Origin of the sequence: Sinomicrobium pectinilyticum, assembly GCF_003725735.1 — a bacterium.
Taxonomy (GTDB): Bacteria; Bacteroidota; Bacteroidia; order Flavobacteriales; family Flavobacteriaceae; genus Sinomicrobium; species Sinomicrobium pectinilyticum.
The window spans coordinates 29,131-43,176 of sequence record NZ_RJTM01000002.1 but is presented as its reverse complement, the minus strand read 5'-3'; the positions used below and the strand labels follow the sequence as shown (position 1 = coordinate 43,176).

Sequence of the window (14,046 nt, the reverse complement as noted above, 5' to 3'; positions counted from 1 at the left end):
TCTATCCTTCTTCATCCCTGTTCAGCATTTCCCACAGCCTGTCTTTCAATTCCTGTATACCCTGTTGCGCTACGGAAGATATGAACATATACGGTACCCCGTCAAAGGCTTTTCCAAATTCTTCACGCATTTCCGCCTTGAGTTCCTCATCGAGCATATCGGACTTGGAAATCGCAATAAAACGGTCTTTGTCCAGCATTTCCGGGTTGTAACGGCGAAGTTCGTCCAGAAGTATATCGTATTCTTTTTTAATATCCTTACTATCCGCAGGTATCAGGAACAACAGCGTAGAGTTCCGTTCGATATGTCTCAGGAAATAATGCCCGAGCCCTTTGCCTTCTGCCGCACCTTCTATGATCCCCGGGATATCCGCCATAACGAAGGTCTGAAAATCCCGGTGCTGTACGATCCCCAGGTTGGGTTTCAGCGTGGTAAATTCATAATCGGCTATCTTGGGCTTGGCAGCGGTAACCACAGAGAGCAAAGTAGATTTCCCCGCATTCGGAAAGCCCACCAACCCTACATCGGCAAGGACTTTCATCTCCAGTGTAATATTCTTCTCTTCCCCTTCCAGCCCGGATTGCGCATAACGGGGTGTCTGGTTGGTAGCTGTTTTAAAATGCCAGTTACCCAGCCCGCCTTTACCTCCTTTCACTACGATCTTTTCCTCGCCGTGTTCGGTAATTTCAAACAGTACTTCCCCGCTATCCGTATCTTTAACTACAGTCCCCAGGGGCACATCCATATACACATCTTCCCCGTCGGCGCCGGTACTGCGGTTTTTACTGCCATGTTCCCCGTGGCCTGCACGGAAGTGTTTCTTGAATTTGAAGTGAAAAAGCGTCCAGAGGTTCTTATCGCCACGGATAATAATATGTCCGCCGCGGCCACCGTCTCCGCCGTCCGGCCCTCCTTTCGGAACATATTTCTCCCGGTGAAGATGGGAAGACCCCTTACCCCCGTTCCCGGAAGTCACATATATTTTTACATAATCTACAAAATTCCCCTCCGTCATCTTCTTATGGCTATGGTTTATGTATAGTGTTTTGCTCCTGTATTACGGCAGGAAGTGTACCCATCCGGAAACACAGAGACGCACGACGGTGCGCCTCCACAATATATTTTTCAGACAATATTGTCCTGATACCTGCTGTAAATGAATTATTTACTGCTTACGATCTCCAGGCTCTCAATAACCTCCGAAAGGCGCGCCGTAATTTCCGCTACGGAGCCGATACCGTTTACACTGTATAGTTTGCCCTGCTGCTCGTAAAAATCGATCAATGGGGCCGTTTTTTCATTGTATTCCTCAAAGCGGTTCCTTATCTTATCCTCATCCTGGTCGTCACTTCTTCCACTTACCTTTCCGCGTTCCAGGAGACGCTCTATAAGCACTTCATCATCGGCTTCCAGGGCAATTGTGGCGCTTACCTCCATGTTTTTGTCCTGCAACAACCGGTCCAGCGCCTCTGCCTGGGCAGTAGTTCTGGGAAAACCGTCAAAGATAAACCCGCGGGCATCTTCATTTTTCTCCACCTCGGCCTGCAACATGTTTATGGTCACCTCATCAGGTACCAGCTCTCCTTTATCTATATAGGTTTTGGCCAGTTTTCCCAGGTCGGTCTCGTTCTTTATATTATAACGAAAAACATCTCCGGTGGAAATATGTACCAGGTTGTATTTTTCCTTTAAAAAAGTCGCTTGCGTTCCTTTCCCGGCTCCGGGTTTTCCAAAGAGAACTAAATTTATCATGTCCTTTTCTTTTAGTTGATATACTTCGGGCAGGTTTCTTCCCAGTCCGTCATAATCGAGGCCATAGCCTACGATGAACTTATCGGGAAGTTCCAACCCTATATAATCGATATTCAATTGTTGTTTATACGCTTCCGGTTTGTAGAACAAGGTGGCTATTTTCAGGCTTTTCACCTTCATCCCCGAAAATATCCGGTGAATTTCCACCAGGGTATTCCCCGTGTCCACGATATCTTCGAGCACCACAACCGTCCGCCCCTCCAGGCTTTCATCAAGACCTACCAGTTGCTTTACGGCTCCCGTAGAGGCCATTCCGCTATAGGATGCCAGTTTCACAAAAGATATCTCACAATCCTCCGGGTATGCCTTCATAAAATCCGCCGCAAACATAAAAGCACCGTTCAGTATGGCTATAAATACGGGAACCTCACCGGGCATATCCGCATTCACGCTTTGTGCCAGCCGCCTTACGGCACTGTCAATTTCCGCAGAAGATATAAATGGTTTAAAGTATTTGTCGTGAAGCTTAATGATTCCCATGCAAAAAAATATCTTTCAAAAAACCAGCTTATTTCAATTACAAAGGGACAAATATACGATTTACGATTTTAGATTAACACTTTACGGTCCCGGTATTTTAACAAACTGATTTTTATAACATCTTTTCATCTGTTCATTTTTATTTAACTCACTTATTATTTATTTTTTAATGGTGTTCGCTGATGTAATTCGCCATGAAACATTTCGGTTGGTATCAATTCAAATTGTCACAACTCATTTCATATAAAAATCTCCTGAACACCGCTCCCGTCCCTTTTCCGCATATCCTGTATTCCCGTTACCCCTGATCCGCATAGCCGGTCTGCTTCATCAGCATCTCCACTTCTGTCTTCAACATTTTACTTACCGGGCATTTTTCCCCGATTTCCAGTAGCCGGTCTGCCTGATCCTGCGGTAGTTCTTTTTCAAAGGTCACTTCTTTTTTTATCCTTTGTTTTATACCATCGGCGGTCATTACCGGGGCAAAGACCGCATGTACCTTTATTACCCCCACTTCCCATCCTTTCCGCTGGGCATACATACGCATGGTAATCGCCGTACATGAAGCCAGTGCGCCCAGTACATAATCCGTCGGGGAAGGGCTTTTATCCTTGCCTCCTGCTTTTTCCGGTTCATCTATATAAAAAGAATGCCTGCCAATTGTGGCTTTGGTATAGTAGTCATCCAGGCCGTTACACGCTGTTGCCCCGTTAGTTTTTGCCATTTTTTTCCTGTTTTTATCTTTTAAGACAAGATACGATTTTTTTTCAAGGACCAAAGATATTCCCTGTCTCCCCGGATGTTATTTTTCCACAGTCCCGGGGCAGGTCTCCGCTTCAAAAACTCCCGGCCCCTGCCCTTAACATGGCCTGCCGCACCTCTTTGACGAAAACAGCCCGGAATTGCGGGGAAATCCCTATTTTTATACATCAAAAAAACACAGGCTACCATGACACCCAACCCCCTGACCAGCAAGAAATACCTGCTGGAAAAATTTCCCGGAAAAGGCGGATGGACCTACATAGCCCTGCCCGAAATAAAACAGGAAAAAGACAAATATTTCGGCATGCTTCAGGTACATGCAGAGATCGACGGATACCGGTTACCGGTAAAAACACTGATGCCAAAGGGAGACGGCACCCTGTTTTTCCCTGTAAACGCAGCCATACGCAAAACCATAGGAAAAGGCGAGGGAGATTATGTGCACCTGAAACTTTTTCCGGTAACGCCCCCTGCCGAAAAGACGAACGTCACATTTTCCACAGGCACCCCATTTGAGATCCCCGAAGAAATCATTGCCTGTTTTAAAACGGAGCCCCCCGAAGTCTACAAAAGGTTTCTCAGGCTGAAGACGGATAAACAACGGCAATGGCTGCAATGGGTTTACGAAGTCCGGCAGGAAGATGCCAGAGCGGAGCGCATTCTTAAAATGATTGACAACTTTCAGCACAGCACACCATGAACCGCACACTGAAATACATCAAAGCCACACCGGAAGACCACGACCTCCTTACACAGACCGCCATGAGTTCAAAAAAAAATTGGGGATATGCCGACCGCCTTATGGAGCTCTGGAGGGAAGACCTTACCATTACCCCGGAATATATTACCCGGAACGAAGTGGTCAAAGTAGAAAACGCGGATGGGTTTATAGGATTTTACGGATTGGTACACAAGGGCGATCACCATTGGGAAGTTGACCATTTCTGGTTGCTACCCGGGTATATCCGGAAGGGGTACGGCACCCGCATCTTCGAACAGATACTCAAACATATAAAACAACAGAACGGCAGGTCCGTGTCCCTTTCCTCCGATCCCAATGCCAAAGGTTTTTACGACAAAATGGGAGGTTCGGTAATTCACCGGGAACCCGGCAAAGTTTCCGGGCGCTTTCTGGATGTTTATGAATTTCCGGTCAACGAAGGTTAAATCCGATCACTACCAAATCTTACTGCACTGAAAGGTACAGAGATTCGGATAAAACAAACTCCCTCTTTAATCATTGTTTATCAGACCACTAATCAAACCAGAGCACGCACAAACTCACTGTCTCAACAACTCATTAATCGAATAATCAGCCTATATTTTTTTCGCATTACTAAAGTTTTGCAAAAAACTGCAGAGGATTTAGCCCTATAACCGAGACCGATAAAATAAAAATTTAATACTTTTAAGCGAGGTTGTAAACAGGAATGACCCAACCCATTATTAACATCCTTATAAATATGACCCTGAAAACCTACACTGCGTTATCCGTTGCCATGCTGGCAATGACATGCACTTTTGCACAGCAATTTTATTTTGAAAAAAAAGTGGTAAGCGACAGCTCCGCACTTCGGGAATTTATTCCTTCCCTTGCGGAAAAAGTGCTTCGGAATACCAAAAAAGACACCACCCTCCTCTATTATGGCAACCTTTATCAAATGCAGATGGCTGCCGGACATTTTGGAGATGTACAACAAAGTATCGACCATTATCTGGATGCATACGCCATAAACCGGATGTACGAACCTAACCTTTTCGTGCATGAAGTATACATCGCTGCCAAGCAATTACAAAATACCGAAAACACAGCCTTTACCGAAGCTTTTACCACAACTTTTAACAGGTACTACGACAACTTCCCCGGGCACCTCATGCCTTCCATATCGAGAAACATAGACGAAGATATTCCTGACCTGAAAGAAAAACTGCAAAAACAGCTCGAGGAACTCAAAGATAAAGACAGCATTAGTACGGCACAGGCAAAAGGGCTGTGCAAGGCCTACAACAAATACGCCATGTTTTCCGAAATTGGTCCTTTGGCCCGGAAGCTCCTTCAAAAGAAGGACGAAGCCATCTTTACCATAGAAGAAGACGTTCTGATAAAAACCAGCGAAAAAGCCACGCTTACCGCAACCATCATCAGAAGAAAAACAAATACCGATCCCCTGCCCGTAATTTTGGTGTATAATATATATGCCGGGGATTACGACTTTGAAACAGCAAAAAGGGCCGCTGTAAATGGCTACGTGGGAGTCACCGTAAACACCCGCGGGAAACGAAAGAGTCAAAACGAAATAGAACCTTTTGAGCACGACGGCCGGGATGCCTATGATGTTATTGACTGGATAAGTAAACAACCCTGGTGCAATGGCAAGATAGGTATGATGGGCGGGAGCTACCTCGGTTTCAGCCAATGGTCTGCCGTAAAAAAACCACATCCCGCATTAAAAACCATTGTTCCGCAGGTAGCTGTGGGCATAGGCGTGGATTACCCTATGCAAAACCATGTCTTTATGAGTTATATGTTACGCTGGATACACTATGTCATCAACAATAAATTTACCGATGAGAAGTCGTTCTTTGATGGTGAACATTGGTCCGGATTATTTGAAAAATGGTATAAAGAAGGTTCTGCATTTCAAACCCTGGACAGCCTTAACGGTGAGCCGAACAAAATATTCCAGCGCTGGATCGATCATCCGGCGTATGATGAATTCTGGCAGAATATGGTCCCTTACCGGGAAGACTTTGCCAATATCAATATTCCCGTCCTTACCACCACAGGATATTTCGATGTCGATCAACTCGGGGCCATGTACTATTTTAAAGAACATTACAAATATAATCCCGAAGCTGAACATTACCTGTTGATCGGCCCTTATTCTCACGGCGGAGGACAATCCTATGCCAACAAGACCATAGGCGATTATACCATAGATAAATCGGCCAATATCAGTATATACGAAGTGGTTTATGAATGGTTCGATCATGTCCTAAAGGGCGGACCGCTTCCGGCCATCTTAAAAGACAGGATAAACTACCAGGTGATGGGTACGGACAAGTGGAGGCATGCCCCCTCATTACAAGCCATGAATACAGACTCCCTCACCCTGTACCTGAGTAATATACGGCAGGGGGAACACTATAAACTTATTCCCCGAAAAGAGGGCCAGGCAGAATACGTAAGACATGAAGTTGACCTGGGAGACCGCAAAGATCTCGATGCTTACAACAGTTATTCCGGGGGTATCCTTTCGGACGATATTTACACAGGGAATGGCATTACCTATATTTCAGAACCCCTGGATAAAGACCTTATCGTGAATGGTTCCTTTACCGGTGAAATCCATGCTGCCATCAATAAAAAAGATATGGATATGGCCATATTCCTTTATGAAGTACTCCCTTCCGGCAAATACTTCTCCCTCTCCAATTACATAGCCAGGGCCAGTTTTACCAGGGACAATACCAAAAGACAACTCCTCACTCCCGGGAAAAAGGAATCTGTCCCTATAACAAATACATTCTTTACCTCCAGGAAACTGGGTAAAGGCAGCAGGTTATTAGTGGTGCTTGGCATCAACAAAAATCCGGACTGGCAGATAAACTATGGCACAGGTAAGGATGTGAGCGAAGAAACCATTAAAGATGCCGGGGAACCTTTAGATATAAGGTGGTACAATGACAGCTATATCCGAATAGGAACTCAAAATCCATAAACTCTTAAAGTGGACGAATTACTCGAAGACATAAAAAACTGCAAAGCGTGCGCACAACACCTGGAGTTCGGACCAAACCCCGTACTCTCCGCCCATCCGGACAGTAAAATAGTGGTTATCGGTCAGGCCCCGGGGGCCGTGGTTCACCAAAGCGGTATTCCGTGGGACGACAAAAGCGGCGACAACCTCCGCCAATGGATGCAGGTAAGCCGCGACACTTTTTACAATCCGGAGCAAATAGCCCTCATTCCCATGGGGTTCTGCTATCCCGGTAAAGGCAAGTCCGGCGACCTTCCACCGCGGAAAGAATGTGCCCCCTTATGGCACCATACCCTGTGGGAACAGATGAAGGAAGTAAAGCTCACCCTGCTTATCGGCACCTATGCCCAGCAGTACTACCTGCAGGAACAAAGAAAAAATACCCTCACCGAAACAGTAAAAAACTTCGAGGAATATCTTCCCAAATACTTTGTCCTGCCCCATCCCTCCCCTAGAAATAATATATGGAGGGCCAAAAACCCCTGGTTCGACAAACAGGTTATCCCCCGGTTGAGGGAAGAGCTAAAACGCTGTGGCCTTTAACTGCGAGCAACAAGAAATGCCGGGGCATCACGTATTTGTCCCCTTGTCAGGCTGCCAAAATGTTAATGGCATACATAACAACCACCCCACCGGATACTAAAGTAGATTGCATACATATCTTATATCTTATGAAATACCGGTAAGCGCACTAACTTGTTGGTCAGGTTATTAAGTTACCAGGTTAACGAAACACTCATTGACCTAATAACCAGACCAATAGGCCACTGAGTTATTCGGACTATACCTGTACGAAACGCTCATCAACTCATTAACACTTCACTGTTAAAAACTGTTAAAACAAATTTATCCCTGTAACACTTCAGACAGTTTGTCGTCCATTTAACAAACGCCGGAACAAAAAACGGCGGGACATCATATCATCAATCAAAAAACTAAGAACTACTAATGAAACATGTATTTACATGGTGTGCATTACTGATTTCCTATGCACTCACCGCACAAGCATCCACAGCACCCGTATCTTTTTCCAGATCCGGGATTATTACGGGGAAGGTCATAGACGAGGGCCTGCAGGAACCTATTCCTTATGCATCGGTGGTAGCGCGGTCTGCCAAAGACAACGAAATACTCACCGGAGGCATAACCCGGGACGACGGTACCTTTGAACTGAAAGGCCTTCCGGACGGACAGCTGATCTTCGAGGTACAATATATCGGCTATAAGACGTATCACAAACAGGTAAATATTCCTTCGGACAGCCATAAAGTAAACCTGGGGACCATATCGCTCGAAGAAAACGTAGCCGAACTGGAAGGAGTAGATGTGGTAGCCGAACGTTCTACCATCGAACAGAAAATAGACCGGAAGGTCATTAACGTAGGGAAAGACCTGACAACTACCGGGGCAACGGCTTCGGAGATCATGAACAACCTCCCTTCGGTGAATGTGGACCAGGATGGCAACCTGTCGCTCCGGGGCAACCAGAACGTAAGGGTCATGGTAGACGGCAAACTGTCCAATGTTCCCGTAGCCCAGCTTTTAAAGCAGATCCCGTCCACTTCGATCAAAAAGATCGAACTTATTACCAATCCGTCGGCAAAATACAACCCGGAAGGTATGAGCGGTATTATAAATATCGTGTTGCACAAAAATGCCAATATCGGTTTTAACGGGAACGTCAACCTCGGGCTTACCGAAGCAGAAGACGCCAAGTTCAACTCTTCCGTAGACCTGAATTACAGAAACGGAAAGTTCAATGTATATGGCAGCTACGGCAACAACATAGGAAAGTACAACAATAAGGGAAGACTGTTCCGCAGCGAAGAAAACCTGGAGCAAAAATTTTCTTTCCGAAACAACAACAAATCACATCTCTACAAGGTAGGAATGGATTTTTACCTCAACGACAAAAACACCATTTCTGTCTTTACGAACCAGAACACTTTTGATGGCAAAGGGGCTGGAGGAACAAATATTTTCTATCATGACGACGAAGCGAGAAACCTCTTCCAATCCATGAACGATCATAACTCCAACCATAGCCAGCAATACAATTTTGATTATAAACTGGATTTTGCCAGGGAAGGGCATAATATAGAACTGGAAGTGGATCACAACCGGTTTTCGGATGACGGAAGTATTGACAACCGTTTCCGGGGGCCTTCACAATTCCCGGATTATGTAGACAATACGGACACGAAAAGAGAACAGACCACAATAAACCTGGACTACGTAAACCCGTTGTCGGAAAAAACCAAACTGGAGCTTGGTGCGGAGGCCAGGATATTTGAGACCAACCTGGATTTCAATTCCACCGGAATGTCCTTTAATGCAGAAGGTGATCTGATCCCTACTCCCAGTACTGCTTTTGATTATGGCATGGACATCTACTCTGCTTATGCTACATTCGGGCAGAATTTCGACAAATGGTCATACCAGGTAGGGGCACGTGTTGAAAATGTGGAGGTAAAAGCAGATACCAATACGGTAAGGGCATTTACGGATAAATACACACAACTATACCCTTCGGCTTACGTGACGTATTCTCCCAGCGAAAAGAACCAATACCAGGTGAGTTTCAGCCGCAGGGTGGACCGTCCGGGTATAGGCCAGGTAAACCCCATACGAAAATGGAGTACCCCGTTGATATCAGAATTCGGTAACGAAAGCCTCGAACCGCAGTTTACCAATTCCGTAGAAGCCAACTACACCAGGCGGTTAAAGGAGGGAAGCATCACTGCCGGGGTATTCTACCGCAGGATAGAAGATGAGATCAATCATGCCCTTTATGTAGACCCGTTAGACGAAAGCAGGCTTATCCTCACTTATGATAATTTTGACGACAACTCGTCCTATGGACTGGAAATCTCCGGGAATTACAAGCCCGTAAAATGGTGGAACTTCAACACCAGCTTCGATCTCTTCTCCCAGACACAAAAGGGCTATGTGGGCACGGAATACGTAGAAGTGGACAACACGGCTTACAACTTCAGGATGAACAATAACTTTACGGTAACCAAAAAGCTCACCCTTTCCCTGTTCGGGTTCTACCGGGGCAGGAACAAATCGCTGCAATTCGATGCCAAGCCCATGTATTTCGTAAATACGGGCGCACGTTATGCTTTTGCGGACGGTAAAGGGACCGTAAGCCTCAACGTCAATGACATATTCAACACCATGCGGTTTGCTTTTGACAGCGAAAGGCCTTTTGTACAAAACGGGAAGTTCACCTGGGAAAGCAATTCGGTTTACCTGGGGCTCTCCTATCGTTTCGGGAGCGGAAAGAACAGGCAGGTACAACGAAAAAACAGGGACGACAATACCAAAGAAGACGGAGGGATTATGTAGTTAATAGGGTTTTTAACCGTCAGGGGCGCAGCATCACAGCATGTTGCGCCTTTTTTGGTATTAAGTTAATAATCAAATCCCCACCTCACCTGAATCACCAGGTTCCGGCCGCGACCAGATAACTCCACAACTCCGCTCAACTCAATCAAAATAAGGTATATGATCTCCCGAAGTCGCCTTGGTGTACAGCATCTCTATCTGGCTTTTCAGTATCCTGTCTTCCGACAATTGCGGTAGTTGGTCTATCTTGAAATAGTCTACATCCAGGACATCAAAACTCCTGGTCATTTTCCCGGACAGTATTTTACAGTGAAATACCATTTTGTAGACATAAAAAGGCTGCGGGGGATGTGGGTGCATTTTTTTGTCCATGACAGCCAGTAGCCTTTCGGGTTTTACGTTCAGCCCGGTCTCTTCCTTAAATTCTTTGACGATGGTTTCCGAAGCCGTAAAGCCAACATCCGCCCAACCACCGGGTAACGACCATTTGCCGTCGGCGCTCTCCCGTACCAGCAGTATTTCCTTTTCCGGGGACAGTGCCAGCCCCCGTACATCTACCTTTACTGTCGGGTAATCTTTTACTGCGGGGAACATGAGGCCGATATTTTCGGCGGTGTGGCCGGTGTATTGCCGCCATAATTCCGTATTAATTTCACGGAGCTCCTCATATCGTTCTATGTCGTACTCATCTTTCGCGTATAAAAGTCCCGTATCTGTAATTGCCTGTATTCTTTTTAAAAGGTTAAGAATGTCGCGATGCATATTTTTCATGGTTTTTATCAATTATTAAAAATACTCCATTTCCTACAAAACATCCAAGGAAATTGGTCGTTAAACGAATGTACCGCAAGGTGCGAAACAAAATTTTAAAATTATCTCTATTCGTAGTACTTTCGTAAAAAATTTCCGCATGCAAAATATTATAGACCGCTTTATAAGCTATGTTACCATAGACACCCAATCTGATCCCAAATCGGATACCACGCCGAGTACGGCCAAGCAATGGATACTGGCAAACAAGCTGGTGGAAGAGCTCAAAGACATAGGCATGCAGGATGTTTCCGTAGACGAGAACGGCTATGTCATGGCTACGCTCCCTTCCAATACGGACCATGACGTACCTGTCATCGGTTTTATCTCACACATGGACACTTCCCCCGATTTTAACGGTACCAATATAAGGCCAAGGGTCATAGAGAAATATAACGGAAAGGATATTGTTCTGAACGAAAAGGAAAATATCATACTCTCCCCGCGTTATTTTGAGGACCTGTTACAATACAAGGGGCAGACCCTTATCGTAACGGATGGCACCTCCCTGCTCGGAGCAGATGATAAGGCCGGTATTACGGAGATTATCACGGCAATGGAATATCTCATCAGTCATCCGGAAATAAAACACGGGAAAATACGTATCGCTTTTACGCCGGACGAGGAAATCGGCCGGGGCGCAGGTAAGTTCAATGTGGAAAAATTCGGGGCGGAATGGGCTTATACGATGGATGGCAGCCAGATTGGCGAACTGGAATACGAAAACTTTAATGCTGCCGGAGTTACCATAAAGATAAAAGGGAAAAGTGTACACCCCGGTTACGCCAAGGGAAAAATGGTGAATTCCCTGCTCCTGGCCAACAGGTTTGCCAATATGCTACCGCCCAATGAGGTGCCGCAACGCACGGAAGGCACGGAAGGCTTCTTCCACTTTTACAGTATAAAGGGCGATGTGGAAAACACCGTCCTGGAAGGTATCGTACGGGACCATGATTTTGACAAATTCGAAGCCCGGAAAGAACTTCTGCAAAAAATAGCCAATGAGCTGAACTTTAAGCACGGTAACGCCATAACACTGGAAATTAAGGACCAGTACTACAATATGCGCGAAAAGATAGAACCCGTTTTCCATATTGTGGACATAGCGGAGCAGGCGATGAAAGATGTGGGAATAGAGCCCTTTATAAAACCCATACGCGGAGGTACGGACGGTTCGCAGCTCTCGTACATGGGGCTCCCCTGTCCCAACATATTTGCCGGCGGGCACAATTTTCACGGCAAATACGAATACATCCCCGTACAAAGCATGCAGAAAGCCGTGGAGGTTATCGTAAAGATTGCCCAGCTCACCTCGGAGAAATACGGGAAATAAAATAATAACAGGCAATCGGTGCCTCCGTCCTCCTTTCATCTCAGGGGAATGGTAAAGCCGCAGACCGGTTAAATGCCGTTTGGGAAGCACAGATCCCCAGTCATTTGAAATTGACAGATCCCCCAATTAAGGGGATTAAAAGAAACTACAACTAAAGGCCCTGGTGCTTCCCTGTTTTGTGCTTGAGTGCCTTCGTAGCCATAACATAAAATAAAACCATACAGGTCAAAAATATGTAAAATGGAAAAGACCATATCCGTAGAAGCCTATCTGCAAAAACACGACAAATGGCGTAAGGCACTGGAAACACTCCGGGATGTTCTCCGGAAGACCGAATTGCAGGAAACCGTCAAATGGGGCCTCCCCACGTACACGGTCAACGGGAAGAATGTAGTGGGTTTTGCCGCTTTCAAAGAGCACATCGCCCTCTGGTTCCATAACGGTGCCCTGTTGCGGGACGAGCACAGTGTATTGGTCAATGCCCAGGAAGGCAAAACCAAAGCCCTGCGCCAATGGCGTTTTACCTCCGAAACGGAAATAGAAAAGGACAAAGTAAGGCGATACGTAGAAGAGGCCATTGCCAATCAAAAACAGGGAAAGGAAATAAAACCGGAAAAAAAGGAACTGGTCATACCGCAGGAACTCCTCCGAAAACTACAGGAGGATCGGTCTTTTCACGAAAAATTCGAGGCCCTAGCCCCTTATAAACAACGGGAATATGCCGGATATATAGAGGAAGCCAAAAGAGAAACCACCAGATACGCCCGTCTGGAAAAAATAATTCCGCTCATCCTGGAAGGCAAAGGGCTGCACGACCAATACAGATAAGTACCAAAAAGAAAAAGCCACCTTCGAAAAAGCGGCTTTTAACGTTATAAGGCTGTAAACACTTATTTCTTATTGTCTTTTGCTGCATTTTTGTCTGCTGCCGGGACATTAAGTTTCTGGCTCATTTCCATGGAAATGGCCGATCTTTCGAATTTTATCTTTCCTGCCAGCGTTTCTATAACGCAGGAGTTATCACTGTCATTCAGTTCAACAACTTTTCCGTGCATTCCGCTTTTGGTCACCACTTTGTCTCCCTTTTTAAGTTCCGCAGCAAATTTCTTTTCTTGTTTCTGACGTTTCATTTGCGGACGGATCATAAAAAAATAGATCACCACAAACATTAATAAAAAGGGGGCCAGACTACTGATTGATTCCATATATTGATTTAAATTTTTCTTATTTTGCAGGCTCTTCTACAAAAGCCTTGATCCTTACCTGCTCGCTTCCTTTTTCGGTATTGGTGGTTATGGTTACCGTTTTGGTCACCTGGTTGATCCCGGAACCGTTATATTTAACCAGCAATTCCGCAGTTTCCCCGGGGGCAATGGGCTTGTCTTTGGGATATTCCGGGATAGTGCATCCGCAGCTGCTTGTTGCATTGGTAATTACCAGGGGGGCTTCCCCGGTATTGGTCAGCTTAAATACGGTCTCTACGGCAGTTCCGCGCTGAATAGTACCGAAATCGTGCTCTTTTTTATCGAATTCCAGAACAGGGAGCTTACCTGCAGCTTTATCCCTTGCAGCTGCCTGAGCTACGTTTTCTGCCTTTACTTTACTGGCAGCATCTTTTTTACAGGAGGTAAAGACTGCCACCACAAGTGCTATGGTCAACAAAACTTTTTTCATGTCACTCTGTTATTTTTCGGATTAACTAATTATTTTTTTGTTTACGGGCATAAAAATAAGGAT

Annotated in this window: 13 protein-coding genes; 7 read left to right on the top strand and 6 right to left on the bottom strand. The window is 45.6% G+C overall.

Going from position 1 to position 14,046, the window contains the following annotated elements; all coding sequences use genetic code 11:
• Position 1: 1 nt before the first annotated feature.
• From obgE to ED312_RS00250, 3 genes are all read right to left on the bottom strand, one after another.
• Positions 2-1,015, bottom strand: coding sequence for a GTPase ObgE (gene obgE, locus ED312_RS00260; RefSeq protein ID WP_123213985.1), 1,014 nt, complete (start codon positions 1,013-1,015; stop codon positions 2-4).
• A gap of 146 nt (positions 1,016-1,161) precedes the next feature.
• Positions 1,162-2,292 (bottom strand): adenylate kinase, encoded by a 1,131-nt coding sequence (locus tag ED312_RS00255; RefSeq protein ID WP_123213984.1) that lies wholly within the window; start codon positions 2,290-2,292, stop codon positions 1,162-1,164.
• 298 nt (positions 2,293-2,590) lie between these two features.
• Entirely contained in the window at positions 2,591-3,016 is a 426-nt protein-coding gene (locus ED312_RS00250) for an OsmC family protein (RefSeq protein ID WP_148044190.1), read from the bottom strand.
• A gap of 225 nt (positions 3,017-3,241) precedes the next feature.
• Between ED312_RS00250 and ED312_RS00245 the strand changes: the two genes are divergently transcribed.
• The 5 genes from ED312_RS00245 to ED312_RS00225 all read left to right on the top strand — a co-directional run bounded on the left by ED312_RS00245 (position 3,242) and on the right by ED312_RS00225 (position 10,166).
• Positions 3,242-3,754: a YdeI/OmpD-associated family protein gene (locus tag ED312_RS00245; protein ID WP_123213982.1), complete on the top strand. Its 513-nt coding sequence runs from the start codon at positions 3,242-3,244 to the stop codon at positions 3,752-3,754.
• Positions 3,751-4,221, top strand: coding sequence for a GNAT family N-acetyltransferase (locus ED312_RS00240; RefSeq protein ID WP_123213981.1), 471 nt, complete (start codon positions 3,751-3,753; stop codon positions 4,219-4,221). The genes ED312_RS00245 and ED312_RS00240 overlap by 4 nt, the downstream gene beginning before the upstream one ends.
• Before the next feature lie 263 nt (positions 4,222-4,484).
• Positions 4,485-6,776 carry a CocE/NonD family hydrolase gene (locus ED312_RS00235; RefSeq protein WP_240642965.1) on the top strand — a complete coding sequence of 764 codons (2,292 nt, stop codon included), beginning with the start codon at positions 4,485-4,487 and terminating at the stop codon, positions 6,774-6,776.
• 9 nt (positions 6,777-6,785) lie between these two features.
• Positions 6,786-7,358: a uracil-DNA glycosylase family protein gene (locus tag ED312_RS00230; RefSeq protein WP_123213980.1), complete on the top strand. Its 573-nt coding sequence runs from the start codon at positions 6,786-6,788 to the stop codon at positions 7,356-7,358.
• Between the two features lie 405 nt (positions 7,359-7,763).
• Entirely contained in the window at positions 7,764-10,166 is a 2,403-nt protein-coding gene (locus ED312_RS00225) for a TonB-dependent receptor domain-containing protein (RefSeq protein ID WP_123213979.1), read from the top strand.
• A gap of 141 nt (positions 10,167-10,307) precedes the next feature.
• Here the strand turns inward: ED312_RS00225 and ED312_RS00220 are convergent, their stop codons facing one another.
• Positions 10,308-10,937: an NUDIX hydrolase gene (locus ED312_RS00220; RefSeq protein WP_240642963.1), complete on the bottom strand. Its 630-nt coding sequence runs from the start codon at positions 10,935-10,937 to the stop codon at positions 10,308-10,310.
• 139 nt (positions 10,938-11,076) lie between these two features.
• Here ED312_RS00220 and pepT point away from each other — a divergent pair, with 139 nt between their 5' ends.
• Positions 11,077-12,309, top strand: coding sequence for a peptidase T (pepT, locus tag ED312_RS00215; protein ID WP_123213978.1), 1,233 nt, complete (start codon positions 11,077-11,079; stop codon positions 12,307-12,309).
• 240 nt (positions 12,310-12,549) lie between these two features.
• Positions 12,550-13,137, top strand: a complete 588-nt coding sequence (locus ED312_RS00210) for a YdeI/OmpD-associated family protein (RefSeq protein ID WP_123213977.1) — start codon at positions 12,550-12,552, stop codon at positions 13,135-13,137.
• Between the two features lie 62 nt (positions 13,138-13,199).
• Here ED312_RS00210 and yajC read toward each other — a convergent pair whose 3' ends face one another.
• Together yajC and ED312_RS00200 are read right to left on the bottom strand one after the other, a co-directional pair.
• Positions 13,200-13,514 (bottom strand): preprotein translocase subunit YajC, encoded by a 315-nt coding sequence (gene yajC / locus ED312_RS00205; RefSeq protein ID WP_123213976.1) that lies wholly within the window; start codon positions 13,512-13,514, stop codon positions 13,200-13,202.
• 19 nt (positions 13,515-13,533) lie between these two features.
• Positions 13,534-13,983, bottom strand: a complete 450-nt coding sequence (locus ED312_RS00200; protein WP_123213975.1) for a DUF1573 domain-containing protein — start codon at positions 13,981-13,983, stop codon at positions 13,534-13,536.
• Positions 13,984-14,046 lie beyond the last annotated feature (63 nt).